At 60.0% G+C, this 24,156-nt stretch carries 21 protein-coding genes and 1 pseudogene; 15 read left to right on the top strand and 7 right to left on the bottom strand.

The window, feature by feature from the left end; translation table 11 throughout:
- The 9 genes and pseudogenes from EN990_RS28850 to EN990_RS28810 all read left to right on the top strand — a co-directional run.
- Positions 1–492 (top strand): annotated as a pseudogene (locus EN990_RS28850) (mechanosensitive ion channel domain-containing protein); the annotation flags it as partial.
- 156 nt (positions 493–648) lie between these two features.
- Positions 649–912, top strand: coding sequence for a hypothetical protein (locus tag EN990_RS28845; protein ID WP_023812335.1), 264 nt, complete (start codon positions 649–651; stop codon positions 910–912).
- A gap of 206 nt (positions 913–1,118) precedes the next feature.
- On the top strand, positions 1,119–2,552 hold the full coding sequence (locus tag EN990_RS28840) for a UbiA family prenyltransferase (RefSeq protein ID WP_013531146.1): 1,434 nt from the start codon (positions 1,119–1,121) through the stop codon (positions 2,550–2,552).
- A gap of 2 nt (positions 2,553–2,554) precedes the next feature.
- Positions 2,555–3,907 (top strand): FAD-binding oxidoreductase, encoded by a 1,353-nt coding sequence (locus EN990_RS28835; RefSeq protein ID WP_127384763.1) that lies wholly within the window; start codon positions 2,555–2,557, stop codon positions 3,905–3,907.
- A gap of 124 nt (positions 3,908–4,031) precedes the next feature.
- Positions 4,032–4,481 (top strand): EamA family transporter, encoded by a 450-nt coding sequence (locus tag EN990_RS28830; RefSeq protein WP_127369135.1) that lies wholly within the window; start codon positions 4,032–4,034, stop codon positions 4,479–4,481.
- A complete protein-coding gene (locus EN990_RS28825) occupies positions 4,478–5,485 on the top strand; it encodes an NAD(P)-dependent oxidoreductase (RefSeq protein ID WP_027160518.1) in 1,008 nt (335 codons plus the stop codon). The genes EN990_RS28830 and EN990_RS28825 overlap by 4 nt, the downstream gene beginning before the upstream one ends.
- A 104-nt stretch (positions 5,486–5,589) precedes the next feature.
- Complete coding sequence (locus tag EN990_RS28820) at positions 5,590–7,020, top strand: aspartate aminotransferase family protein (RefSeq protein ID WP_206519208.1); 1,431 nt, start codon at positions 5,590–5,592, stop codon at positions 7,018–7,020.
- A gap of 21 nt (positions 7,021–7,041) precedes the next feature.
- Positions 7,042–8,274, top strand: a complete 1,233-nt coding sequence (locus EN990_RS28815; protein ID WP_063168215.1) for a glycosyltransferase 87 family protein — start codon at positions 7,042–7,044, stop codon at positions 8,272–8,274.
- Positions 8,271–9,029 (top strand): FkbM family methyltransferase, encoded by a 759-nt coding sequence (locus EN990_RS28810; RefSeq protein WP_063168214.1) that lies wholly within the window; start codon positions 8,271–8,273, stop codon positions 9,027–9,029. The genes EN990_RS28815 and EN990_RS28810 overlap by 4 nt, the downstream gene beginning before the upstream one ends.
- A gap of 46 nt (positions 9,030–9,075) precedes the next feature.
- Here the strand turns inward: EN990_RS28810 and EN990_RS28805 are convergent, their stop codons facing one another.
- From EN990_RS28805 to EN990_RS28790, 4 genes are all read right to left on the bottom strand, one after another.
- A complete protein-coding gene (locus EN990_RS28805; RefSeq protein WP_063168213.1) occupies positions 9,076–10,386 on the bottom strand; it encodes an HlyD family type I secretion periplasmic adaptor subunit in 1,311 nt (436 codons plus the stop codon).
- Positions 10,373–12,214 (bottom strand): type I secretion system permease/ATPase, encoded by a 1,842-nt coding sequence (locus tag EN990_RS28800; RefSeq protein WP_063168212.1) that lies wholly within the window; start codon positions 12,212–12,214, stop codon positions 10,373–10,375. Before EN990_RS28800 ends, EN990_RS28805 begins: the two co-directional genes overlap by 14 nt.
- A 106-nt stretch (positions 12,215–12,320) precedes the next feature.
- Positions 12,321–14,162 carry a hypothetical protein gene (locus tag EN990_RS28795; protein WP_127368378.1) on the bottom strand — a complete coding sequence of 614 codons (1,842 nt, stop codon included), beginning with the start codon at positions 14,160–14,162 and terminating at the stop codon, positions 12,321–12,323.
- A gap of 9 nt (positions 14,163–14,171) precedes the next feature.
- The gene (locus EN990_RS28790; protein WP_127224123.1) at positions 14,172–14,627 is read right to left on the bottom strand and encodes a hypothetical protein; all 456 of its coding nucleotides are present in this window, start codon (positions 14,625–14,627) and stop codon (positions 14,172–14,174) included.
- Positions 14,628–15,180: 553 nt separating this feature from the next.
- Between EN990_RS28790 and EN990_RS28785 the strand changes: the two genes are divergently transcribed.
- The 6 genes from EN990_RS28785 (at position 15,181) to EN990_RS28760 (ending at position 21,873) form a co-directional block, all read left to right on the top strand.
- Positions 15,181–17,742 (top strand): FAD-dependent oxidoreductase, encoded by a 2,562-nt coding sequence (locus EN990_RS28785; RefSeq protein WP_013531153.1) that lies wholly within the window; start codon positions 15,181–15,183, stop codon positions 17,740–17,742.
- A 94-nt stretch (positions 17,743–17,836) separates the two neighbouring features.
- Positions 17,837–18,685 (top strand): DUF1194 domain-containing protein, encoded by an 849-nt coding sequence (locus EN990_RS28780; protein ID WP_024501321.1) that lies wholly within the window; start codon positions 17,837–17,839, stop codon positions 18,683–18,685.
- Positions 18,686–18,763: 78 nt separating this feature from the next.
- Positions 18,764–19,108 (top strand): peptidase inhibitor family I36 protein, encoded by a 345-nt coding sequence (locus EN990_RS28775; protein ID WP_013531155.1) that lies wholly within the window; start codon positions 18,764–18,766, stop codon positions 19,106–19,108.
- Positions 19,109–19,262: 154 nt separating this feature from the next.
- Positions 19,263–20,213: an ABC transporter substrate-binding protein gene (locus EN990_RS28770; protein WP_013531156.1), complete on the top strand. Its 951-nt coding sequence runs from the start codon at positions 19,263–19,265 to the stop codon at positions 20,211–20,213.
- A gap of 107 nt (positions 20,214–20,320) precedes the next feature.
- Complete coding sequence (locus tag EN990_RS28765; RefSeq protein WP_013531157.1) at positions 20,321–21,094, top strand: ABC transporter permease; 774 nt, start codon at positions 20,321–20,323, stop codon at positions 21,092–21,094.
- On the top strand, positions 21,091–21,873 hold the full coding sequence (locus EN990_RS28760; RefSeq protein WP_127368376.1) for an ABC transporter ATP-binding protein: 783 nt from the start codon (positions 21,091–21,093) through the stop codon (positions 21,871–21,873). The genes EN990_RS28765 and EN990_RS28760 overlap by 4 nt, the downstream gene beginning before the upstream one ends.
- Before the next feature lie 190 nt (positions 21,874–22,063).
- On the opposite strand, the gene EN990_RS28755 is transcribed toward EN990_RS28760, so the two are convergent.
- The 3 genes from EN990_RS28755 to EN990_RS28740 form a co-directional block, all read right to left on the bottom strand.
- On the bottom strand, positions 22,064–23,002 hold the full coding sequence (locus EN990_RS28755; RefSeq protein ID WP_348625597.1) for a GlxA family transcriptional regulator: 939 nt from the start codon (positions 23,000–23,002) through the stop codon (positions 22,064–22,066).
- 345 nt (positions 23,003–23,347) lie between these two features.
- Complete coding sequence (locus EN990_RS36750; protein WP_013531161.1) at positions 23,348–23,482, bottom strand: hypothetical protein; 135 nt, start codon at positions 23,480–23,482, stop codon at positions 23,348–23,350.
- Between the two features lie 339 nt (positions 23,483–23,821).
- Positions 23,822–24,007 (bottom strand): hypothetical protein, encoded by a 186-nt coding sequence (locus EN990_RS28740; protein ID WP_013531162.1) that lies wholly within the window; start codon positions 24,005–24,007, stop codon positions 23,822–23,824.
- Between the last annotated feature and the right edge of the window lie 149 nt (positions 24,008–24,156).

The following is a 24,156-nucleotide window of genomic DNA, read 5'->3' as shown; positions in this document are numbered from 1 at the left end:
ATCCTGCCCAATTCGAACCTGATCAACAACGCCGTCGGCAACTGGACGCACCGCAACAAGCTCGGCCGCGTCGACATCAAGGTCGGCGTCGCGTATGGCAGCGACGTCAAGCAGGTTCATGCCGTCCTGCTGGAGATCGCCCGCAGCCACCCGATGGTGCTGAAGAACCCCGAACCCTTCGTGCTGTTTTCCAATTTCGGCCCCGCCGCCCTGGAATTCGAAATCCGCGTGTTCCTGGCCGACGTGATGAACGGCAACATCGCGCAGAACGACATCCGTTTTGCCGTCCTCGAAAAATTCAGCAGCGAACACATCGAGATCCCCTCGACGCCGCGCGCCGTGGTCGAGGCCCACAAGCCCAAGGCCTGGCCGACGGACGACGACAAGATCGAGGCCGACTTCGCCGAACAGGAGCAGATAAGGGCCGAAGCCGAAGCGGAGAAGAAGCGACTGGTCAAGTCTCGCAAAACCAAGAAGCCGGACCCGGACTAGGCTCGGACTCCGTCGACCTCAATCCTGCCCGGAATCAATTGCGGCATGAATGGGGCATTCAGTTGCGGTTCAGCTTCCATCTCATATAAGCTCCATGCAAAGGCGAAAATGCCTTGCCAAATGCAACAGAGGCGGTGGGAACACCGATATTGCACCATGTGGAAGTCTCTCGTCGCTGCAGTCGCCCTGGTCGCTGCCATCGGCTCGGTCCATGCCGCGAGCGCGGTCAACAAGGACGCCGAGACCCGCACGCTGGTCGTAACGGAGGGCGGCAGCAAGACCGACCTTGCGCTGGCCGGTGGCGAAACGGTTGAGTTCTGCCCGAACGGCTGCTTCGTCACCTTGCCCAATGGCGATCTCGAAGCCCTGACCGGTTCGGAAACCGTCGAGATCTCGGGCGGTGTCGCCCGCATCAAGTAATCTTGGCGTCACGATTGTAGAGGCCGGGCATTTGCCCGGCCTTTTATCGTTTCCGGTAGCGGTTGTTTAACAATGACACCGGAAATACCGCCATGGCAGCCGTCTGCAACCGTGCGTTTTAACGTTCGCTACGCCATCGCCCGCTATACCAGGCTCAAGACGCCGAAAAGCGGCGCGCAACTCTACGCGGGCAGGGCAGGACGGACATGGATGCGCGATCGGACAGGAACGCAATACCGCTTGCGGTCGATCTCGACGGCACGCTGATCGCAACCGACCTGTTGTGGGAAGGGCTGTTCATCCTTCTCAAGAAGAACCCGCTCTATATCTTCCTCGTACCGTTCTGGATCGCCGGCGGGCCGGCGCGGCTGAAGCAGGCGATCGCGCAGCGCATCGACATCGATCCGGCATCGCTGCCCTATCGCGAGGTGCTGCTTTGCCGCCTCCGGACCGAGCACGCCGAGGGCCGCAAGATCGTGCTGGCGACCGGTACGCCGCGCAAGTTCGCCGACGCCATCGCGGCCCATCTCGGCATTTTCGACCAGGTGCTGGCCACCGATGGTCTCGCCAATCTCACCTCGGGCAGGAAGCGCGCCTCGCTGATCGCAGCCTATGGCGATGGCGGTTTCGACTACGCCGGCAACAGCCGCCATGACCTCCAGGTCTTCGATGCCGCACGCAACGCGATCGTCGTCGCGCCCGACCGCCATGCCGCGCGCTGGCAGGCGGCACATGGCGCCGAGACGGTGCCGGCGCCGAAGCCGACTTTGCGGACCATCGTCAAGATGCTGCGCGTGCATCAGTGGCTGAAGAATTCGCTGATCGCAGTGCCGATGGTGCTCTCGCATGAATATTTCAACACCGACATGATCTGGGAATGCCTGCTGGCATTCGTCTCGTTCAGCGCGGTGGCATCGGCCATCTACATCCTCAATGATTTCTTCGACCTCGCGCTCGACCGCAAACACCTCACCAAGCGCAACAGGCCGTTCGCCAGCGGCGCGCTGTCGATCCCGTTCGGACTTGGGGCGATCGCGGTGCTTCTGGCGATCGGCATCGGCACCGGGCTGTTCCTGTCGCCCGAATTCATGGCTGTGCTCGGCGGCTACATGGTCGTCACCACCGCCTATTCGCTGTCGTTCAAACGCATGCTGCTGGTCGATGTGCTGACGCTCGCCGGCCTCTACACGATCCGCGTCCTGGCCGGTGCGGCGGCGACCGGCGTCGACGTCTCGTTTTGGCTGCTGGCCTTCTCCATCTTCTTCTTCCTGTCGCTGGCGCTGGTGAAGCGCTTCGTCGAACTGCGCACCACCGCCATTCCGCCCGGCGAGCGCATTGCCGGTCGCGGCTATCGCACCGAAGACCAGGAGATCGTCGCCCAGGCCGGCATGGCCTCGGCCTTCTCCTCGGCGCTGGTGCTGGCGCTCTACATGGACAGTGTCGCGGTGCGGGAACTCTATCCGCATCCATGGCTGATCTGGCCGCTGGCGCCGATCGTGCTCTATCTTACCATGCGCGTCTGGATCCTGGCGCGCCGCAACGAGATGCATGACGATCCGGTCGTCTTCATCATCCGCGACTGGCGCAGCCAGATCGTGGTGCTGATCGGTGCGGTGATGCTGGTCATCGGGGGCTGGTAGGCATGGCCGCCGGACGTTTCCCAAGCTTTGGCCTTGCCACGCCGCCGGCGCCGCGCGCCATCGGTGCCGACGAGGCGATCGCGCTGCTGAAGGGCGGTCAGGCCAAGCCGGCGTCGCTGCTTGCCTATGGCAATGGCCGCTCCTACGGCGATTCCTGCCAGAACGGGGCCGGAGCGGTCGTCGATATGCGATCGCTGAACCGGATCCACGCCTTCAACGCCGAAACCGGTGTTCTCAAGGCGGATGCCGGCGTGCTGTTGTCCGACATCATCGCCCACGCTGCCCCCTACGGCTTCTTCCCCGCCGTTGTGCCAGGCACGCAATTCGTCACGCTCGGCGGGGCTATCGTCAATGACGTGCATGGCAAGAACCATCACCGGCGCGGCACCTTCGGCTGCCATGTCGAGAGCTTCACGCTGCTCAGGTCCGATGGAAGGACCCATCGCTGCTCGGCGACAGACAATGCGCGGCTGTTTGCGGCGACGATCGGCGGCATGGGGCTGACCGGCCTCATTCTGTCGGCCTCGATCCGGCTGATGCGGGTGCATTCCCTCGACATCGTCGAAAGGGCGACGCCGTTTCGTGACCTCTGCGAATTCTTCGACCTGGCCGCGGCGGCCGATCAGGCCAACGAATATGCGGTCGCCTGGATCGACCAGCTTGCCGGCGGTCGCAACAGCGGTCGCGGCCTGCTGCTCACTGGCAATCACGCCGAGCACGGCTCGCATGCCGCTTCGCGCGCCGACGGCAATTTCTCGGTGCCGGTCCAGCCGCCGTTCAACGTGCTCAACCGGCCGTTCCTGACCGCCTTCAACGCTGCCTACAGGTGGAGGAAGAGCCGGGCAACGGTGCCGCGCCAGGCCGGCTACCAGGGCTTCTTCTTCCCGCTCGACGGCGTGCGCGATTGGAACCGGCTTTATGGGCCGAAAGGGCTGTTCCAGCACCAGAGCGTGGTGCCGGAACAGACGGCGCGCGAGGCCGTGCCGGCATTGCTGGCGGCTGCAAGGCAAGCCGGGCAGGGCTCGTTCCTCACGGTGCTGAAACGCTTCGGCTCCATCCGCTCGCCGGCGCTGCTGTCGTTTCCGCGTCCCGGCTACACGCTGACACTGGATTTCCCCAACAGGGGCGCCGCGACGCTGACACTGCTGCGGGAGCTCGACCGCATCACGGTCGAGGCCGGCGGCGCGGTCAATCCGTACAAGGACGCCCGCATGGGGGCCGAAATCTTCGCTTCGTCCTTTCCCGAATGGCAGCGGCTGGAAGCGCTCCGCGACCACGCCTTCATGTCCGACTTCTGGGCGCGCACCGCGAAGAGATTGGATACGCGGCGAGGCTCGGTCGAGGCTGCCGAATAGATAAAATCCGAATAATTATTGGTTAACAGATGGTTGATAGCGCGATTCACTCAAAACAAGGTTGGGACTTCACCAAATGTTTGCGGGTTTGTAGTAGGAAGTGTGAAGGGGTGGCTTGGAACTCATGAAATACATCGTCTTCATTCTCTTTACAGTCATGACCAATGCCGCCGCGCAGCTGATGCTGAAGCAAGGCATGATGTCGCTCGGACCGATCTCGTTCGAGGGCGTCAATCCGCTCGTCAAGCTGCTGCAGATCGTCTTCAGCCCCTGGGTGTTCCTTGGCCTGTGTACCTTCGTCATCTCGATGGCCTCGCACCTCTATGTGCTGTCCAAGGTCGAGCTCTCCTTCGCTTATCCGTTCCTCAGCCTCGCCTATGTTGCCGTCGCCATCTTCGCTTATTTCGTCTTCCGCGAGGACCTCAATGGCTGGCGGATCGCCGGCATCGCCTTCATCTGCGTCGGCACGGTGCTGATCGCGCAAAGTGGCCGGGATTTGGGTGGGCAAGGGCATGAGGACCAGGCCGCTTCCATCACGCCCGACAAGATCCAAGCAAACGAGATCCTTCGATGAGACATATGATTTTCGGCGGTGACGGTTTCGTCGGCCGCCATCTTGCCCCGAAGCTTGTGGCCGATGGTGAAGAGGTTGTCGTCGCCGACATCGTCAAGAGCGACCTGCCGCATTACCGCAGCGTCCGCTTTATCCAATGCGACGTCACCGATCCGGCCTCGGTCGCCGCGATTGGGCTGAAGGCCGACGACATGGTCTACAATTTGTCGGCCAAGATGCTGTCGCCGATCCAGGTGCGCGCCAAGCGGCATGACTTCTTCTTCCCTGTAAATTTCCATGGCACCGAGCACATCATGCAGGCCATGGACGGAGCCGGTGCGTCAAAACTCGTCCACTACACGACCGACATGATCTACGGCCACACGGTCACGCAGCCTATGACCGAGGAGCACCCGGTGGCGCCGCTGGGCGAATATGGCTGGTCGAAGCAGAAGACCGAGGAGCTGGCGGCCGAGTGGCGCAAGCGCGGCATGTCGATCTCGCTGTTTCGCCCGCGTCTGATCATCGGTCCCGGCCGGCTCGGCATTCTCGAAAAACTGTTCAAGCTGATCGACTGGAATTTTCCGGTGCCGATGATCGGTTCGGGCAGGAACCCTTATCAGTTCATCTCGGTGTTCGACTGCGCCGAGGCCGCCCGCGCGGCCTGGAAGGCCGGCGTGCCAAACGAGGCCTATAATCTGGGTTCGCTCAATCCACCGCCCGTCAAGAAGCTGCTCGGCGATCTGATCAGGCATGCCGGCTCGAAATCGATCCTGATCCCGACACCGGGTTGGGCGGTCAAGCGCACGCTGGACCTGCTCGACCTGATGAACATGCCGATCATGGACCCAGAACAGTATCTGATCGCCGACGAGGAATGCGTGCTCGACGTGTCCAAGGCCGGGCGTCAGCTCGGCTGGGCGCCGCAATATCGCGACGAGGACATGCTGATCGCCGCCTATAGCGAGTACCGCGCCAAGAAAGCCGGTCTCGCGGTCGCCACCACACATGTGCCCGCCGAATAGCGGCTCGCAAAACAGCTTTCGTTGCGCACGATTGCGGTCGTGCGTGCAGACAGGAGATTGAAATGACCGTCATGGCCAAGCCCGAACAGACGAATGCGCGCACCATGGTCAGTGCGCCGGCGCTGTCGCCCGCCACCATCGCCAAGCCCAACCTGATCAGCGTCGAGCAGGCCAAGGCGATGGACGTCGCGGCAATGACCGACCTGTTCAAGGCGCATCTCAACCCCGGCCAACTGCACTTCATGAAACTGCTCGGCTTCCACAAGATCAAGATCGAGCGCGCCGAAGGCATGTTCTACATCGACCAGAACGGCCGCAAGATCCTCGACTTCTTCGGCGGCTTCGGTTCGCTGGCCTTTGGCCACAACCATCCGCGCATCCTGGAAGCACGCAAGAAATTCCAGGAGGAGAAGCGCCAGGAAATCGCCATCGCCTTCATGTCGCAATATGCGGCAGCGCTTGCGCACAACATCGCCAAATGCTCGCCCGGCGATCTCGACATGGTATTTTTGGGTTCGTCCGGCTCGGAAGCGATGGAAGCGGCGGTGAAGCTCGCCGAGCGCGCGGCCGGTCCGAAGCGGCCGAAGATCGTCTATGCCGAGAATTCCTTCCACGGCAAGACCAAGGGCGTGCTGGGCATCACAGACGGCCAGCTTTACCGCGCCGACTTCAAGGTGGCGGAAAACACGGTCCGCATCCCGTTCGCCGACATCGAGGCGGTCGAGCGCCTGTTCCGCTCCGATCCGGAGGTCGGGGTCATCGTGCTCGAGACCATCCAGGGCGGTGGCGGCATCATCCAGGCGCCGGCCGAATATTGGCAGAAGCTGCGCGCGCTGTGCGACCAGTACGGCGTGCTGTGGGTCGCCGACGAAGTGCAGTGCGGCTACGGCCGTTCGGGCCGCTTCTACGCCTTCGAGCATTACGGCGTCATTCCCGATGTGACCGCGCTGGCCAAGTCGCTCGGCGCCGGCAAGGCGGCGGTGGGAGCCATGATCGCGCGGCGCGAGGTCTACATGAAGGCCTATGGCACGCCGAAAACGGCGATGATCCATGCCATGGCGACCTTCGGCGGCATGGGCGAGGCCTGCGTCACCGCGATCGAGGGGCTCAACGTGCTCTACGACGAGGGGCTGATCGACAATGCCGCCGTCACCGGCGACTATTTGCTGCAGCGCCTGCAGGCGCTCAGGGAAAAGTACCCGAAGATCATCAAGGATGTGCGCGGCAAGGGTTTTATGGTCGGCCTGGAGTTCCACGACTTCTCGCAGACCTTGCCGATGGTGCTGCGGCCGATCGTCAGCGTGCTCGACGACAAGCTGAAGGGCTCGCTGTCGGGCTTCGTCGGCGCGCTGCTGCTGCGCGATTACGACGTGCTGGTCGCCTTCACCGAGTACAACCGCAACGTCATCCGGCTGGAGCCGCCGCTGATCTGCCAGCGTGAGCATGTCGATCGTTTCGTCGATGCTTTCGACAGTCTGCTGTCGCGCGGCATCGTGTCGATCGTGAAGGATTTCGTCAAAAGCCAGGTCCGTTAAACCGAAACTCGCTGAGTAGACATGCTGACCAAGTCGCCCGCTCCACAGAACCCACTCGACCGGCTCACCGGGGCCGGTCTGGCGTGGGGCGTGGGGACTTATGCGCGGCTGGCGGCACCGATCGGCGCCGCGGCCTTCGCGCTCTACATTCTTTTTTCAGCGTTCACCGCGTGGGTGATGCCCGACGCCAATTGGGACATGCTGCCCTATCTCGCCATAGCGGAGGAAGGCACCTATCCCGATGCACAGGCGCTGCATGACTATGCCTACAACACTGTCAAATCGGGCGTGTCGGCCGGTGACTACAAGGCGCTGACCGACGATGGCGGCGGCTTCCGCAGCCACATGGCGGAGAATGCCGCCGACTTCCATTCATTGCTCGGCATGTACCGGATCAAGTTCCTCTATGCCGAGATCCTGTCGACGATGAGCGCGGTGATGTCGCCGGTCGAGGCGATGCGCCTGGTCTCAGTGTTCTCCGTGCTGCTGTTCGGCGCGATCGCCCTGATGTGGCTGCGCTCCGAGGGGGCACTGGCCTTGGCGCCGGTGGTCGGCGCGGTGCTGATCATGGCCGATTTCGGCGATGCGGCGCGCGCCTCAACGCCGGATCTGCTCACATCGGCGCTGTTGCTGGGCGGGCTTTATGCCTATGTCCGCGGCCGCGAGGTGGCGACGGCGATCCTGCTCTTCCTCGCCTTCATGGTGCGCCCGGACAACATTGTTTTCCTTGCTGTTTTTGCTGTGCTGCTGGTTGCGTTCCGGCAGAGGGCATGGGGCGCGCTGGCCGGCTTTGCCGCTTCCTTCGTTGCCTATTTCGCCATCTCGCACTGGGCGCATCATCCCGGCTGGTGGCCGCATCTGTGGTTCTCCAGCATCGAGCAGCATTACAATATGGACGGGTTCGAGCCGCCATTCTCCATCGTTGCCTATCTCAGGGCATTTGCCACCTCGCTGCTGCGTGCCGTCAGCCTGAACAGCTGGGTCGGCGTGTCGGTGCTGGCACTGGCCGGCTGGTTTGCTGCCGACCGCGCCGGCTTCCGCCTCGACCGCCGCGCCGGCATCCTGTTCGCGGCACTGGTGCTCGGCGCGCTGGCGAAGTTCACCGTCTTCCCGATCCACGACACGCGCATCTATTTCCCGCATCTGATCCCGCCATTCCTGCTGCTGGCGACGCCGTTCATGGCGTTGTGGGCGGCCGTGGCTCGCGGCCAGAATCGCGCTGCCATGCAAATCATTCCCGGAGACAAGTCATGAGTTCGCTATCCAGCCTGGCGCGCGTTGCCCTGTCGCTCGGTCTTCCCAGTGGCGTTCTCGATCGCGGGCCGTCGCTGCGCGGCACGAAATTCCTGGCCAAGGCAGCGCTGAAGGCGCGGTTTGGTGGGGCGGGGCGGCCGTTCCAGATGGTCAATGTCGGCGCCTGCGACGGCGCGCTCTTCGACGATGTGACGCCGTGGCTGCACAGGATTCCCGGTGCACGCGCGATGCTGGTCGAGCCGATCCCCTACAATCAGAAACGGCTGCGCGCCAACTACCCCGACATCAGCCGCTTCATCATCGAGCCGGTGGCGGTGACGAAGACAAAGGGCACGATCACCGTCCACACTTTCGATGCCGCCGCGCTCGAGGCCGGCACGCTGCCCATCGAATTCATCGGCTGTTCGTCGGTCACCGACACCAATCTGATGTCGGGCAAGAATGCCTGGGGCGAGGCCGACGCCAACTTCAACAAGTTCGCGCCGCATCTCAGGGACATCGAGGTGCCATCCGAGACCTTGCTGACGCTGCTCGACCGCAACGGCATCACCCATATCGACGCCTTCCTCGTCGATTGCGAGGGCGCCGACTGGATCGTCTTCGAACAACTCGACCTCAAGCGCTACCGTCCCGGCATGATCAAGGTCGAGGTCGGCGCGCTGCCGGCCGCCGAGATCGGCCAGGTCGTGGTCAAGCTGAAGACATCAGGCTATCAGGTCGGTTTCCAGGCCGAGGACATCTGGGCCTTCGTGTGAAGGAAGATAGAGCAGACGACCCCCTCCATTGCTACAAAGACGTGGCCTAGTCCTCTCTGAACGCACGACTGATCTGATCGGAAAGCGGCTTCACGAAATATGAAAACGCAGACCGTTCGTGGGTCTTGATAAAGGCCTCAACGGGCATTCCCGGAAGAACAATGAGTCCGTCTAGCCGCGCCAGTTCTTCGGGCGCTACCACGAAGCGCACCTGATAGTAGGAAGATCCTGAGCGCTCGTTAGTCGTCAGGTCAGCTGCAATACGGACAACCGTCCCATTGAGTTCCGGCGTGGTACGCTGATTGAATGCCGAGAGGCGTAGCACTGCCTTCTGCCCAAGCTCAATCTGGTCGATGTCGCGCGGTGCGATCTGGGCATCCAGCGCGAGCCCGCCGCTATCGGGAACGATCGACATAATCACATCCCCTGGCGAAATGACGCCGCCGACAGTGTGAAATGCCAGTTGGTGCACGATGCCAGCCTGTGGAGCGATGATGTCGATTCGCTTGAGTTGATCCTCGGCCGCGATCTTTCGCTCGATATATTCTCCGATCTGACCTTGCACTTCACGAAGTTCGGCGCTCACTTCAGTTTTCAGGTCGGAGTCGATCTGCAGGATCTGCAGTCTAGCTTCCGATATTCGGCCTGCTGCTTGAGCCTGGCCGGCCATCGCCTCGCCTCGATCACCGCCGAGGGTCGCCGCCTCTCGCTCCAGGTCGTTCAATCGCAACACAGAAACAATGCCCTTTGCCCGGAGCACTTGAAGCGAGGCGATCTCGGCATCAAGCACAGAGAGCCCACGATCAAAGGCTGTTTCGCGAGACTTCAGGCCATCGATCTCATGCGCGAACTGCTTAATTCTTTCGCGCAACTGGGACTTCTTCCCCGCTCGGTCTTCCTTCCTGAACTCAAACAGTCGACGCTCACTCTGAACGGCTGCGGCGATATCGGTGTTGTCAAGCCGGGAAAGTAAAGTTCCTGGAAACGCAATCTGGTCTTCGTCGTCGCGCTCGGCCTCAAGTCTAGCGAGCCGTGCAGTCAATTCGTCCAGCCTCTTGGTGACGATTCCAAGGTTTGCCCGCGCTTGCGTTGCATCGAGGCGCACAAGTACATCTCCGGCAGCAATCTTCTGCCCCTCCTTGATGAGAATCTCGCTGATAACGCCTCCAGTCAAATGTTGGATTTTCTTGACATAGCTATCGACGACAAAGGTGCCGGAAGCCACGACTGCACCAGAGAGATTGGTTGCGGCCGCCCACCCGCCTATGCCTCCCACCAAGAAAAGGCAGGAAGTGCCGCCAATGAAGAGGTGCCGCCGGATAGATCTTGAAACCAATTCGGCCTCAACGTTTGGCATCGGATCCCTCCATCAAGATTTCAGCGACCTCCGGCTTTGACTCGTTCGGATCTGCGACCATCTTGAAGGGCGCGAGCATCCTGGCCGATACAGAAAAGCCCGGATATCCAGCCATGGTAGGATTCGGAGAAGGGACCTTTGATATTTTCGAAAGAACTTCGTCGCGTGGTCCGAAGGCTTTGACCCGACCGGCCTCCATCATGAGAACGAAATCGACTGCAGCTAGCGCGCTCGGTCGATGCGCTATAACTATTGCGATCCCCTTGCGTTCCCTCACGGCCGCGATTGCCTTCACAACAGCAGCTTCGCCATCGGCGTCAAGATTCGCATTGGGTTCATCGAGCACGACGAGGAACGGATCGGCGTAGAGTGCCCTGGCAAGGCCGATCCGCTGGCGTTGCCCTGCCGAAAGGGATGATCCGGCTTCTCCAATGCGGGCTTCATATCCTTTATCAAACTGCAGGATAAGCTCATGAACGCCAGCCGCCATCGCGGCTGATACAATTGTCTCCGGCTTCGCGTCGGATTCGAAGCGGGCGATGTTCTCTGCGATCGTGCCATCGAAAAGTTCGCCCCCCTGTGGCAGGTAGCCGATGTGGCGACCGATTGCCTCCTGATCCCACTGGTCGAGTGACGCGTCGTCAATACGCACTTTGCCGCTCGCCGGGGTCCAGGCGCCAACGAGAGCGCGGGCAAGCGTCGACTTCCCCGCACCGCTAGGGCCAATAATGCCGAGCGCGCTCCCCGCGCGCATGACGAAGTTTGCTGCGAAGACCGTCGGCTTCGTCTCACCAGGGGGAACGACGGTGATGCCTGCGGCACGCAGTTCGCATTGCGGTTTGGGCAGGGCCAAGACAGTTGTCTCTTCAGGCATCATCAGCAGCAAATCCCTGAGGCGGATCCAACTCTGTCTCGCCATCAGGAACACTTTCCAACTTCCGATTGCCAATTCGACGGGCGCTAGTGCGCGGCCCATTATGATGGAACTGGCAATCATCACCCCCGGTGTGACCTGCTGCTCGATAGCGAGCCATGCACCCACTGCCAGGATTGCGGACTGGAGAACCAAACGAAGTGTTTTTGCAACGCCCCCTAGGCCGCTAACAACATCGCTGGCCCTGCGATTTGCCGCAAGGTAGTCCGAATTTGCAAGGCGCCAGCGCGCGGTCATGCGATTGCTAAGCCCCATCGCACGTATAGCTTCGGCATTGCGACGGGACGCGTCCAGCAAGGCATTGCGCACCGTGTTATGCCGGAGTGCCTCTCGAGTTGGGTTGCGGGAAGACGCATCGGTAATAACGGTAAGCGAGACCAACAAGATCGCGCCGACCATTGCTGTCATACCAAGCCAGAAATGAAGTAGAAAACACAGGCCGAGATAAAAGGGCATCCAAGGTAAATCGAAAAACGCGGTCGGACCGGGTCCGGAGAGAAAATTGCGTACATTGTCGAGATCGCGCAGCGGCTGCAATCCGTCGCTGGGCATGCGAGTTTCGAGTGGAAGGCGGACGACTGCGTCGTGAACGCGCCCGGAAAGCTGGTGATCGAACCGCTCACCGACGCGTAGAAGAACGCGGGCACGAATGATGTCAAGGCCGCATTGAAAGGCATATAGGCCGAACGCAAGCATCCCGAGGCCGACCAGTGTTGGGACGCTGTGGCTGGCAAGCACACGGTCATAAACCTGCAACATGAACAAGGGGGCAGTTAGCGCCAATACGTTTATGACGCCGCTTATCACCGCTGTTGCGAGGATTACCGCCTTGTTCGCCGCAACAAGTGACCTTTCAAATCCCCCAGAACCTATCTTCTCGGGGGATCGGGTCATGGAGATCTCGTTCCACCTACTTCAGCACAAAATCCTATGCATAGCTCAAGCATATTGCTTGTTACTGCCACTGATCCAGACCGAGGTGACTCACCCAAGACATACTTCAAGCGGCAACAAGCCATGCTGGGTCGAATCCCATATCAAACACGGTGTTCATTGCCACGCTGTGCGCGTTGTCATTTTCGTCCAAATAAGCCAACGAGAATGAATTAAAAACCTGCGATCTGCCGAAGTACCCGTTAATAACATGCGCCGACCCTGTCCATTCTGAAGACATACCAAAGTCTACCGTGTAGTCTCCATAAAGCACATCGGTACTGATGTAGTAGGCCTTGTTGGAGCTAAATGAATATGTACCAATTTCGATTGAAGTGGCTCCGTCATTGCCGCTGAGGGTATATTTTACATCCCACCAGTTCGTAACATAGTCTATCTCATACCATTGCTCACTTGCATGTATCGTTGTTGTACGCTGCGCGACCAATGTCTTCTCTAGATCCAGATCGGTGAGGCTTAATCCAGACAATAGGAAATTATTCAAGGGAGCAGAATAGTCTGAAGCGGGATCTGATGGCCAATACTTCTCTAGATTTCCAACAGCGACGTCATGCCCGCCATCGGGCGTCATGACATAGCCGACAAAAAAGTGACTCGAATCCTGGAACTCGATCGTGTCGTTCCCGCTGCCCGTATCAATCATGACCGGCAGGATTATACCCCAGCTGTTGTCTGCAACACCCGAGACTATGATGTGGTCATTTCCAGCGCCAGAAAAGACAAATCCCTGATCCGGATTGACCAAGGTTATCTCGTTGTCCTTTTCATTCCCAACAAGAATAAACTGAGAGGTGCTGTTCAAGGTGAAGCTGGTAACGTCACCCTGCAGGACAACCAGATTTCCATCCTTGTTCGCCGATGTTGCCGCATTTCCGGCTATGAAGGTGGCGCCGTTGATATTGACGATGTTATGCGGGTCGAGCCCCCAATAGTAAGGGTTCGACAGTTTGTAGGAATCCGATTGCATCCACTCGGAATTGTACCCTGCAAGAGTCAACTCGTTTGCGGTGCCGATGGTCTGGTTGATCACGTGATCGAACTCAGTCCCATGGGGAGTTGTGGGGAGATCGCTCCGGTCGAACGATATCTCCTTGTAGTCAGTGCTGACATGCAGGATATTTGAGGTTCCTGAAACCGCCTCCTCAATCAGGAGACCATGAATGAACCTGCCAAGGAAACCAGACGCATCGGTGTCGTTAGCTGGGGCATACGGTTTTTGCTCGAACAGATATGACTGCTTGCTATCCAAGAATCCCGTATGGGTAGCGGCCCACTGGAGCAAGCTTTTGGCGAGAACATCGTCCCCGATAATAAATTTCATCTGAGATAGATTAAACACAAATGGATCCATATCCTGGAACCATTGGAGCGCATAGTTTTTCGCCGTAGCATCGCCGACTGTCAGCGGAATATTCATTCTAAAGTAGGATAGATACTGAGACAGATCCGCACTCGACGTGACCAGCCAGAAATCATAGTCGTTGAGAGCTCGAACCTCGTAGTAGGGTGTCCACCCTTCCGCCGCGCCTGAGAGCTCGGGGAAAACAGTTTGGTATGCTGCATCATGATAGTCGGAAATTTGCCGCCCCGTAAGGTTCCAATCAGTTTGTGTTGACCGAAGAGCGTAGTCACGCGTAGCGAGTTCCAGCATGAGCGCATCGCGACGTTGGTCAAAGAGTCCTGACGCGAAATCGCCATCTATTTTGTTCTTGGCATAGTTGTTAGCAACAATTCCGATTAACGAGTCGGCGTTCACGACACCATGTGCCATGCTTCCATAGTAGATGCCAGCGGCGGAAAGCGCATCGTAGTAATGAGACGCGTCACCCGTCGAGATGGTAAGCGCATATGCAGAGTTAATATCGTTTATCTGCTGTGAAGTTGGCATGATACGCTCCTATTTTTCAGAAAATGAATCAATCAGCGCCGAAAGACGTTTGTGAAACCTAGAGACGTCCTCTCGAAGATATTTACGAGGCGCCATGATCATCCAGCGCAATCCAGCCCTATCAAAGCTCATCATGCACGATGATACAGAAGAATATCCAGTGCACATAATGTACATAGGATCCGGCGCGGAAATATAGTAGATATTGTGAGAGAGATACCCCTTAGCATTATCCTTTACGCGAAACGAGGCGAATTTAATACCAGCATCGAGGTCATTTATAATTGGAAGCAGGAGGTTTTGCGGAATATGAATTTTTAGTGGGCCGCCTGGAACGGAGGCCGCCACTCCGAGTGCGTCCGAAAGCGGCAGCAGATCCTCCTCCCCCCGGATCTGGGGGTTTGGCCCGCGGCCAGCTTTCAGTTCAGGATAGCTCAGTCGTAGCGCGACTTGCTTGATATCCATGGTTGCCTTCGGATTTCGTTCCCGAAATAGATCTGAGGGGACATAGAGCGTTCCCTGCGAGTATGTCACGGCAACGCGATCGATCGACGAAGAGGTGAGCCAGAGAAAACGTTCGTCTCCAGTGTCGAGTGATGCGGATTGCGAGTGCCCGCAGGTGACCAAAGCCAAGAGGAGCGCAATTGAAAATCGACCTTTGAGCACGCGTTTTCCCGCCCAGCATGCGCTCTAATTCGTTAAGTTATTAGTATGCCATATCTCATAACGATTGCAACAATTAATATACTTACAGATTTATCTTTCATCGAAGTATATAAGTAAGATCTTTTATAATAATGCTGATCTCGATGCGTAGCTATCAGGTCGGTTTCCAGGCCGAGGACATCTGGGCCTTCGCCTGAGTTAGCCTACCGGAAAGCGAACCGCCCCAGGCGCCCGGTGTGAAGCATTCTGCCGTCTGGTCGCTCGGCTTTTTGCCAATGTCGCAAACAGGCTTCAATCGTGCTGCCGCTCCGCCCTATAGTCCGCCCGCTTTATCACTTTGGAGTCGCGGGCAATGGCAGAGTTTCCGAAAAAGGCGAGGGTCGTCATCGTCGGCCTGGGCGGTATTGTCGGCGCATCGATCGCCCATCACCTGATCGAACGCGGCTGGGATGACATTGTCGGCATCGACAAATCAGGTATCCCGACCGATATCGGCTCGACGGCGCACGCCTCCGACTTCTGCTACACCACCAGCCACGATTTCCTGTCGTGCTGGACGACGCTCTACTCCATCGATTTCTACGAGAAGATGGGTCATTACGCGCGTATCGGCGGCCTCGAGGTCGCGCGTGTCGGCGACGACAGCCGAATGGAAGAAATCAAGCGCAAGATCGCCTCGGCCAAGGCGTTTGGCACGCGCGCGCGCCTGATCGAGCCGGCCGAGATCAAGGAAAAATTTCCGCTCATCGAAGAAGCGATTGTTCAAGGTGGTCTTTGGGATCCCGATGCCGGTCTGGTCATCCCGCGTTCGCAGACGGTCGCCGGCAAGCTGGTCGACCAGGCGGAAGCGTCGGGCAAGCTCAAATCCTTCGCCAACACATCGGCCCGGTCGCTGGTCGTCAAGGACGGCCGCATATCAGGCGTGGTAACGGACCGCGGCACCATCGAGGCCGACTATGTCGTCGTCTGCGCCGGGATTTGGGGCCGGCTGATAGCGGAAATGGTCGGCGAAGACCTGCCGGTCATGCCGATCGACCATCCGCTGACCTTCTTCGGCCCCTACAACGAGTTCGCCGGCACCGGCAAGGAGATCGGCTGGCCGCTGCTGCGCGACCAGGGCAACTCGGCCTATATGCGCGACACCGGTGATCCCAAGACCGCCGAGGGCGGGCAGATCGAATGGGGTTATTACGAAGAGACCAATCCGCGCCTTTGCCACCCGCGCGACCTGCTGGAGAAGGACCAGGCGCGGCTTTCGCCGTCGCAACGCGATCTCGACATGGAACAGATCCTGGCGCCGCTCGAACGCGCCATGGAACTGACGCCGATCCTCGGCGAACTCGGCTATAATGAGAGCCATTCGTTCAATGGACTTCTCCAGGTAACCGCGGACGGCGGCCCGTCGATGGGCGAAAGCCAGAAGGTGCGGGGTCTGTGGTATGCCGTTGCCATCTGGGTCAAGGATGGTCCCGGCATGGGCAAGCTGATCGCCGACTGGATGACCGACGGCCGCACCGCAATCGATCACCATGCCATCGACTATGCACGGTTCTATCCGCACCAGACCAAGGAGCAGTTCATCTGGGACCGCTGCACCGAGACGGCGATGAAGGTCTACAATCCGGCGGTGCATCCGCGCGAGCCGTTCTCCAAGGCCCGCAATATCCGGCGCTCGCCGTTCTGGGAACGCGAGAAGGAACTCGGCGGCTATTTCATGGAACTCGGCGGCTGGGAGCGCGCCCACGGCTATGCCGCCAACGAGCATCTCCTGGAGAAATACGGCAACCGGGTGCCGGTGCGTGAGAACGAATGGGACAACCGCCATTTCTGGCGCGTCTCCAATGCCGAACATCTCGCCATGAGCGAGGATTGCGGCATCGTCAACCTGTCGCATTTCGCCATGTACGACATCGAAGGTCCAGACCATGTCGCGCTGCTGGAATGGTTGTGCGCAGCCAAGATTGGCGGCGACAACAACATCGGCAAGGGCATCTACACCCACTTCCTCGACGAGGAAGGCATGGTGCGGGCCGACTTTACCGTCATTCGCATGGCCGACCGCTGTCGTTTGATCGACGGCGCGGATGCTGGCCCGCGCGATTTCCAGTACATGCGCCGCACGGCACAGGACAAAGGTTTCGACGTCACCATCACCGACGTGACCGAGAACTATGTGACCATCGGCATCTGGGGGCCGAACGCCCGGGCGACCTTGCAGAAGGTGGTCGAAAACCCGGACGGGCTCTCTGTTGAGAACTTCCCATTCGCGGCGATCAAGCCGGTCCGGATCGGCGGCAAGGACGTCACCGCTTTCCGCATCTCCTATGTCGGCGAGCAGGGCTGGGAACTGCATATGCGCTACGAGGACGGTCTCGCTGTGTGGGACGCGCTGCGCTCGACCGGCGTGATGCCTTTCGGCGTCGAGACCTATGCCAACACGCGCCGCATGGAAAAGAGCCTGCGCCTGCAGAACGCCGACCTTCTGACCGAGTACAATCTGCTCGAAGCGGATCTCGCTCGTCCAAAGGTCAAGGAGAACGATTTCTGCGGCAAGGCGAAGCACGTCGAATACCGCGCCCGCGAGCACCAACCGGCCATGCTGTGCACGCTGGTGATGACCGAGAATGTCGATTCCAAAGGCGTTGCCCGCTATCCCGTCGGCACCATGCCGGTGATGGATCCGAAGACCGGCGAGACGCTGGTCGACGAACTCGGCCGGCGGTCCTTCACCACCTCGATGGCCTATGGCCCGACCATCGGCAAGAATATCGGTCTTGCCTATCTGCCGTGGGCGTACGCCCAGGAAGGCCGCAAGCTCACGATCGAGTATTTCGGTGAGACATATCCGGTCGAAGTGGCGGCTGTCGGCTACAAGCCGCTCTACGATCCGGAGAATTTGAAGCCGCGCAGCTGATTGCTAGCCGGCGCAAAGGGCATGAAGGCAAAAGCCTGGCCATCGGCCGGGCTTTTCTCTTTTTAAGCCGACGGTTTTCGCTTACCTTCGCGGCATGTCTGCTTTTGCCTGCGCAAGACATTTCCTTTCAGGCTGCGCCGCGTTCGCACTGACGCTCTGGTTGACGCCCGCGGCCCAAGCTGACGAGCCCGTCGATGTCGAGCTGGTGCTGGCCGTCGATGTCTCGCTGTCGATGTCTCCGGACGAACTCGAGATCCAGCGTCACGGCTACGCCGCGGCACTGACGCACGACAATGTGCTGCAGGCCATTGCCGATGGCGCTTATGGCAAGATCGCCGTCACCTATGTCGAATGGGCCGGCACCAACTGGCAGCGCGTCATCGTGCCGTGGACGGTGATCGCCAGCCGCACCGACGCCGAGCGGGTGGTTGCGCAACTATCCGCTCAGCCGCCCAACAGCGCGCGGCGCACCTCGATCTCCGGAGCGCTGGAGTTCGGCAATGACCTGTTCGCCGAAAGCGGCTACCAGGGCACGAAGCGGGTCATCGACATTTCGGGCGATGGCCCCAACAATCAAGGCGCGCCGGTCAACCTGACCCGCGACGATCTGATCAAGCAAGGCATCGTCATCAACGGCCTGCCGCTGATGACGCGAGGCGGTTTTTCCGGCGCCTACGACGTCAGCAATCTCGATCGCTACTACAGCGACTGCGTCATCGGCGGACCCGGAGCCTTCATGATTCCAGTCAATGACTGGACGCAGTTTCCCGAAGCCATCCGTCGCAAGCTGGTGCTGGAACTCGCCGGCCCGGCCTCGCCGCAATGGGCGGCAGAAGAAGCCACGCATCCGCCGATGGTATTGGCGCAGGACAAGCCCGCCACCGACTGCCTGGTCGGCGAGAAAATGTGGCGCAACCGCAGCTGGATGTTTGACAGCCGCTAGGCGACCGAAGCATTGGCAAATTGGCCGGACCGCGCTATCCAGTCGGAGGGGCCGCGGCAAAAACCGAGGAAACATCAGATGAAACGTCTAGCCATCCTGACTGCTGTCGCGTCCGTGCTTTTTGCCGACGCCGCCAGCGCCCAATACAATGATGAGCCCGCCTGCATGATGTTCGAGCACGCGAATTTTCGCGGTCGGTCCATCGGTATGGGCCCCGACGATTCCGTGAACTTTCGCGGCGGCCAGTTCTGGAACGACCGTGTGTCGTCGGTGATTGTGCGCCGGGGTTGCGCACTCATTGCCTATGAGGACTCCCGGATGGGTGGCCGCTCGATCGAGATCCGGCGCCGGATCCGCGATTTCGGCGGCAGCGACTGGAATGACCGTATATCGTCGGCGGAGTGCACCTGCGACGATTATTGAGGCCATTTTGGATTAGCCACGATGGATTTCTGGCGGTGGTAGCCATTGGCCGACAGCAGAGCCGGGCCTGCCGGTTGCCTCACCAAGCTGTTCATTGACAAGCCGATTGGCGTCTGTGAGACAATTCCCCAGCAAAAACAAAAGGGGAACCGACATGAACAGGATCGCCGTTCTTACCGCAACTCTGACACTTGCCGCCGGCCTGTCCGCACCGGCGATGGCTGCCACCTCGGTCACTATCGGCATCAGCGGCTGGACAGGCTTCGCGCCGCTGACGCTTGCGAAGCAGGCGGGCATCTTCGAGAAACACGGACTCGACGTGACCTTGAAAAAGGTGCCGCAAGCGAGCCGGCCGCTCGCCATCGCCAGCGGCGACCTGCAATGCGCGGCCACCACGGTGGAGACCTGGCTGGTGTGGAACGCCAGCGGCGTCACCACCAAGCAGATCTTCCAGCTCGACAAATCCTACGGCGCCGACGGCATCGTCGCCCGCAACAACATCAAGACCGTCGCCGATCTCAAGGGCAAGAACGTCGCGTCATCGGCGCCGGGCACGTCGCCCTATTTCATGCTCGCCTGGGTGCTGAACAAGAACGGCATATCGACGAAGGACGTCACCGTCGTCAATCTGGAGCCTGATGCGGCGGCGCAAGCTTTCCTCGCCGGGCAGAACGACGCCGCCGTCACCTACGAGCCGTTCATCTCGGCGGTGCGCGACAAGTCGGACCAGGGCCATATCCTGGCGACGACGCTCGACTACCCGATGGTGCTCGACACGGTGGGCTGCACACCCGAATTCCTGAAAACCAATCCGGATGCCGCCAAGGCGCTGGCCGACAGCTATTTTGATGCACTCGACCTGATCAAGAGCGATCCGCAGAAATCCTACGAGACCATGGGTGCCGACGTGAAACAGTCGGCCAAGGAATTCGAGGATTCGGCGAAATACCTGAAATGGGCCGACCGGGCGGAGAACAAACAGTTCTTCACCAAGGAATTCCAGGACTTTTCCAAGACCGCCGGCGAACTGCTGCTGCAGATGGGACTGATCAAGGAAGCGCCCGACGTCACCACGTTGGCTGACACCAGCGCGGTTTCGAACTGATCGTTCGGCCTTTGACCATCAAGCGGCGGCGCCTGGCGCTGCCGCCTTCTCTTGGACAAAGCGCGATTTGAGCATGGGGACCATTTGAAAATGGCGACGATTTGACGATGCGCCCCTTGCATCCCGTCTCGCCGGGCATCCGAACCGTGCTCGGCATTTCCTTCTTCGTGCTTTTCGTGGCCTTCTGGGCTTGGATCACGCTAGGCGGCCACGTCAACCGCATCTTCCTCGCCGATCCGCTGTCGATGCTGCGGGATGGCTGGCGGCTTTTGGTCGAAGACCGTTTCTGGCTCGACGTTCTGATCACCATCTGGCGCGTCTTCGGCGGCTTCCTGCTTGCCTCGGTCGTCGCGGTGCCGCTTGGCATCGCGATGGGCGCCTGGAAGCCGGTGGAGGCGTTTCTGGAGCCTTTTGTCTCCTTCGCCCGCTACTTGCCTGCGTCGGCATTCATCCCACTGCTCATCTTGTGGGCCGGCATCGGCGAGCTGGAAAAACTGCTGGTCATCTTCGTCGGCTCGGTGTTCCAGATCGTCCTCATCATCGCGGTCAAAGTTGGCGGCACACGACGCGATCTGGTCGAGGCCGCCTACACGCTGGGTTCCACCAACAGCGGCATCGTCAACCGGGTGATCATGCCGGCCAATGCGCCGGAGATCGCCGAGACGCTGCGGCTGGTGCTCGGCTGGGCCTGGACCTATGTCATCGTCGCGGAACTGATCGGCTCGTCATCCGGCATCGGCTACATGATCATCAACAGTCAGTCGCGGCTGGCGACGGGTCAGATCATCTTCGGCATCATCGTCATCGGACTGATCGGGCTGTTGTCCGACTTCGCCTTCAAGGCCTTCAACCGCTGGCTCTTTCCGTGGAGCCTGGCGTGAACAAGCTTCTCATCGAGGGCGTTTCGCGCACCTTTGCCGGCGTGCGCGGCGGTCAGCCGGTCAAGGCGCTGATGCCGATCGACCTGGCGGTCGCCGCCAACGACTTCATCACTATTCTGGGGCCGTCCGGCTGCGGGAAGTCGACACTGCTCAGGATTGTCGCGGGCCTGGAAGCATCGAGCGAGGGCCGTGTGCTGCTCGACGGCAAGGCGGTGACCCGGCCGGGGCCGGATCGCGGCATGGTCTTTCAGTCCTACACGCTGTTTCCCTGGCTGACTGTGGCGCAGAACATCGCTTTCGGCTTGCGCGAACGCGGAATGCCCGAAAAGGAGCGGGACGGGGTCGTCGCTTCCTACATCAATCTCGTCGGCCTGAAAGGGTTCGAGAACCATTGGCCGAAGCAGCTCTCCGGCGGCATGCAGCAGCGCACGGCGATCGCCCGGGCGCTGGCTAACGATCCGGAGATCCTGTTGCTGGACGAGCCGTTCGGCGCGCTCGACAACCAGACGCGCGGTCTGATGCAGGAACTGCTGCTCGGCATCTGGGAACGGCGCCAAAAGACGGTGCTGTTCGTCACCCATGACATCGAGGAGGCGATCTTCATGGCCTCGCGCGTCATCGTGATGACGGCGCGGCCCGGCCGCATCAAGTCGGATGTCGCCATCGACCTGCCGCATCCGCGCCATTACACGCTGAAGACCAGCCCGGAATTCTCGGCGCTGAAAGCGCGGCTGACCGAGGATATTCGGGTCGAGGCGATGCGCACGGCGCAGGCGTAGTCAGACCGACACAGCCTGATCATCTGGAAAGATACTTGGCTCGCTCAACAGCTTGAGGCGAGGAAGATCACGTTTCGGGGCGTCCAGAGCCGCCTTGAGCGCTAGCCATTTTTCGACATCGAGAGGAAAGATGCGCCGGTCGGCCAGTCTTTCGGGTCGAGTCGTTCTCGTACTCACGTGACACCTCTGCTCAGGCGGCCAGCAGCTGCTTGCGGTCGACGCGCTCCTGCTGCGGCGAGCGGGCGTAGAGTTCGCGGTAGCATTTGGAGAAATGCGAGGCCGAGACGAAGCCGCAGGCGACCGCCACCTCGACCACTGGCATCGAGGACTGGATCAGCAGGTGCCGAGCGCGGTCGAGCCGGATTTCGAGATAATAGCGGGCGGGGGAGCGGCCCATCTCGGTGCGGAACAGCCGCTCGATCTGGCGGCGCGACAGGTCGACATGATCGGCGATCTCGATCAGTGACAGCGGCTCCGACAGATTGCCCTCCATCAACTCGATGATGGTCAGCACTTTCGAGTTCTGGACGCCGAGGCGGGCGCGCAGCGGCAGGCGCTGGCGGTCGGTGGGGCTGCGCACGCGGTCGGTCAGCACCTGCTCGCAGACGCGGTTGACGAGGTTCTCGTCAAAGTCGTCGCCGATCAGCTTCAGCATCATGTCGAGTGCGGCAGTGCCACCGGCGCAGGTGTAGATGTTCTGGTCGATCTCGAAGAGGTCGGCAAAGACATTGGCCTTCGGGAACGCCTCGGAAAAGCCCGGCAGGTTCTCCCAGTGGATGGCACAGCGCTTGTTGGACAACAGGCCGGCGGCGGCGAGGATATGCGCGCCGGTGCACAGGCCGCCAACGGCGACGCCGCGATTGTATTCCTCGCGCAGCCAGGCGAAGGCGGACTTGTTTTGGTAGCGCTCGACATTGATGCCGCTGCAGACGATGGCCATGTTCGGCCGATCGGGGCCTGCCATCTTCTTGCGTTCATCCTCGAGCGACGTGTTGACCGCGCACTCGACTCCGTTCGAGGCGCGCACCGGCTTGCCGTCGATGCTGGCGAGGCGCCAGCGATAGGCCTCGTAGCCGAGCATGCGATTGGCCGAGCGCAGTGGGTCGAGCGCGGTCGCAAAGGCGATCATGGTGAAATCGGGAATAAGGAAGAATACAAACGACCGCTTGATCGGATGCTTTACGGCGTTCAAGGGAACCTCACACAGCCATGGCGCGAACAGGATGTCGCGAATAGCATAGCGACATCAGGAAAAACCATGTCTGTCAATCGGCTACGCCGCTACGACAAGATTAAATTTGCGACATGGGTCGCAAATGGGCAATCGGCGTGCAGCGGGGCCCGGAAGTGGCACGAACTGTTCAAGGGACAGGCAGCGTACAGCCTGTGCGCAGAACAAAAACGCCGCTCTGGCTGGAGCCAGGCGGCGTTGCAGTTTTAAAGCAGCGGCAGGGATGCGCTGCCTGGAAAATCTTCAGGCGACGAAGCCGAGGCGCGCCGCATTCATGGCGCCAGTCTGGCCGGGCATGGTGTTGGCAAGACGCTGACGCTCGAGAGCGGTGGTCAGGTTCATTTCGCGGCGGGCAAAGAGGCGGGCAAAAAGCTTCATAATCATCTCCATTCGGTTGCTCAGACGGGTCGCCTTCGCTTGATGGAGTGGGGCAGCTCGTTTGCTGGCGCTGATATAGGCTTGTGTAAGCAGAAACTAAATCGCAAAAGCGAACCGCTTGATATGAAATGCGACATCGATTGCGACAGATTTGGGCAAGGTGCCCAAAATTTACGATCATTTACAAGGCATTAAGTGAAAACAGGAGCTGCTATGCGGCTTTCTCATATGCGTCATGCGTTGGCGACATGGCTCCAAAACTCATTTGTATACAAATAAAATAAAGAAGGCCTGCCGGGCGGTTCGCGCGGCAGGCCTTCAGCACATAGTACACACGATCTACTTTGCTCCAGCCCAGGATCCGATGCCATTGCGAGTACCGGTCTTGGTGTCGGAAGCCTCAGGCCAGCCGATATCCTTCTGCAGTTCGATCGGCAAGGAACGGATGGCGCGCTCGGTCTGGTAGCGGGCGCGTGCCGCGCTGAATTCGGTCGCGATGCGACCAAGAGACGACAGGATAGACATTTCTTTCTCCTTTGGTGGCTGGCGGGTGCCAGACAACGCGTTGGTTACGTCGGGTTTGTTTCAACTTCATTTCGTGTCGAATGCAGGTCTGTGTCGGGGTCGTTTCATGGCTGCTTGTGGCAGCTGCCTCATTCGATGGAGTTGACTAT

Origin of the sequence: Mesorhizobium sp. M7A.F.Ca.US.005.03.1.1 (assembly GCF_003997975.1) — a bacterium.
Taxonomy (GTDB): Bacteria; Pseudomonadota; Alphaproteobacteria; order Rhizobiales; family Rhizobiaceae; genus Mesorhizobium; species Mesorhizobium ciceri.
Note: the sequence above shows the minus strand (reverse complement) of the source record. Positions and strands in the feature narration are given on the sequence as shown.

Coding starts and splice junctions, on each gene's coding strand:
- EN990_RS28765 (WP_013531157.1), top strand. CDS start 20,321: ATGCGCCCCTTGCATCCCGTCTCGCCGGGCATCCGAACCGTGCTCGGC.
- EN990_RS28820 (WP_206519208.1), top strand. CDS start 5,590: ATGGTCAGTGCGCCGGCGCTGTCGCCCGCCACCATCGCCAAGCCCAAC.
- EN990_RS28800 (WP_063168212.1), bottom strand. CDS start 12,214: ATGACCCGATCCCCCGAGAAGATAGGTTCTGGGGGATTTGAAAGGTCA.
- EN990_RS28755 (WP_348625597.1), bottom strand. CDS start 23,002: ATGATCGCCTTTGCGACCGCGCTCGACCCACTGCGCTCGGCCAATCGC.
- EN990_RS28785 (WP_013531153.1), top strand. CDS start 15,181: ATGGCAGAGTTTCCGAAAAAGGCGAGGGTCGTCATCGTCGGCCTGGGC.
- EN990_RS28790 (WP_127224123.1), bottom strand. CDS start 14,627: ATGGATATCAAGCAAGTCGCGCTACGACTGAGCTATCCTGAACTGAAA.
- EN990_RS28845 (WP_023812335.1), top strand. CDS start 649: ATGTGGAAGTCTCTCGTCGCTGCAGTCGCCCTGGTCGCTGCCATCGGC.
- EN990_RS28795 (WP_127368378.1), bottom strand. CDS start 14,162: ATGCCAACTTCACAGCAGATAAACGATATTAACTCTGCATATGCGCTT.
- EN990_RS28830 (WP_127369135.1), top strand. CDS start 4,032: ATGAAATACATCGTCTTCATTCTCTTTACAGTCATGACCAATGCCGCC.
- EN990_RS28825 (WP_027160518.1), top strand. CDS start 4,478: ATGAGACATATGATTTTCGGCGGTGACGGTTTCGTCGGCCGCCATCTT.
- EN990_RS28740 (WP_013531162.1), bottom strand. CDS start 24,007: ATGTCTATCCTGTCGTCTCTTGGTCGCATCGCGACCGAATTCAGCGCG.
- EN990_RS28840 (WP_013531146.1), top strand. CDS start 1,119: ATGGATGCGCGATCGGACAGGAACGCAATACCGCTTGCGGTCGATCTC.
- EN990_RS28780 (WP_024501321.1), top strand. CDS start 17,837: ATGTCTGCTTTTGCCTGCGCAAGACATTTCCTTTCAGGCTGCGCCGCG.
- EN990_RS28775 (WP_013531155.1), top strand. CDS start 18,764: ATGAAACGTCTAGCCATCCTGACTGCTGTCGCGTCCGTGCTTTTTGCC.
- EN990_RS36750 (WP_013531161.1), bottom strand. CDS start 23,482: ATGAAGCTTTTTGCCCGCCTCTTTGCCCGCCGCGAAATGAACCTGACC.
- EN990_RS28815 (WP_063168215.1), top strand. CDS start 7,042: ATGCTGACCAAGTCGCCCGCTCCACAGAACCCACTCGACCGGCTCACC.
- EN990_RS28805 (WP_063168213.1), bottom strand. CDS start 10,386: ATGCCAAACGTTGAGGCCGAATTGGTTTCAAGATCTATCCGGCGGCAC.
- EN990_RS28810 (WP_063168214.1), top strand. CDS start 8,271: ATGAGTTCGCTATCCAGCCTGGCGCGCGTTGCCCTGTCGCTCGGTCTT.
- EN990_RS28770 (WP_013531156.1), top strand. CDS start 19,263: ATGAACAGGATCGCCGTTCTTACCGCAACTCTGACACTTGCCGCCGGC.
- EN990_RS28835 (WP_127384763.1), top strand. CDS start 2,555: ATGGCCGCCGGACGTTTCCCAAGCTTTGGCCTTGCCACGCCGCCGGCG.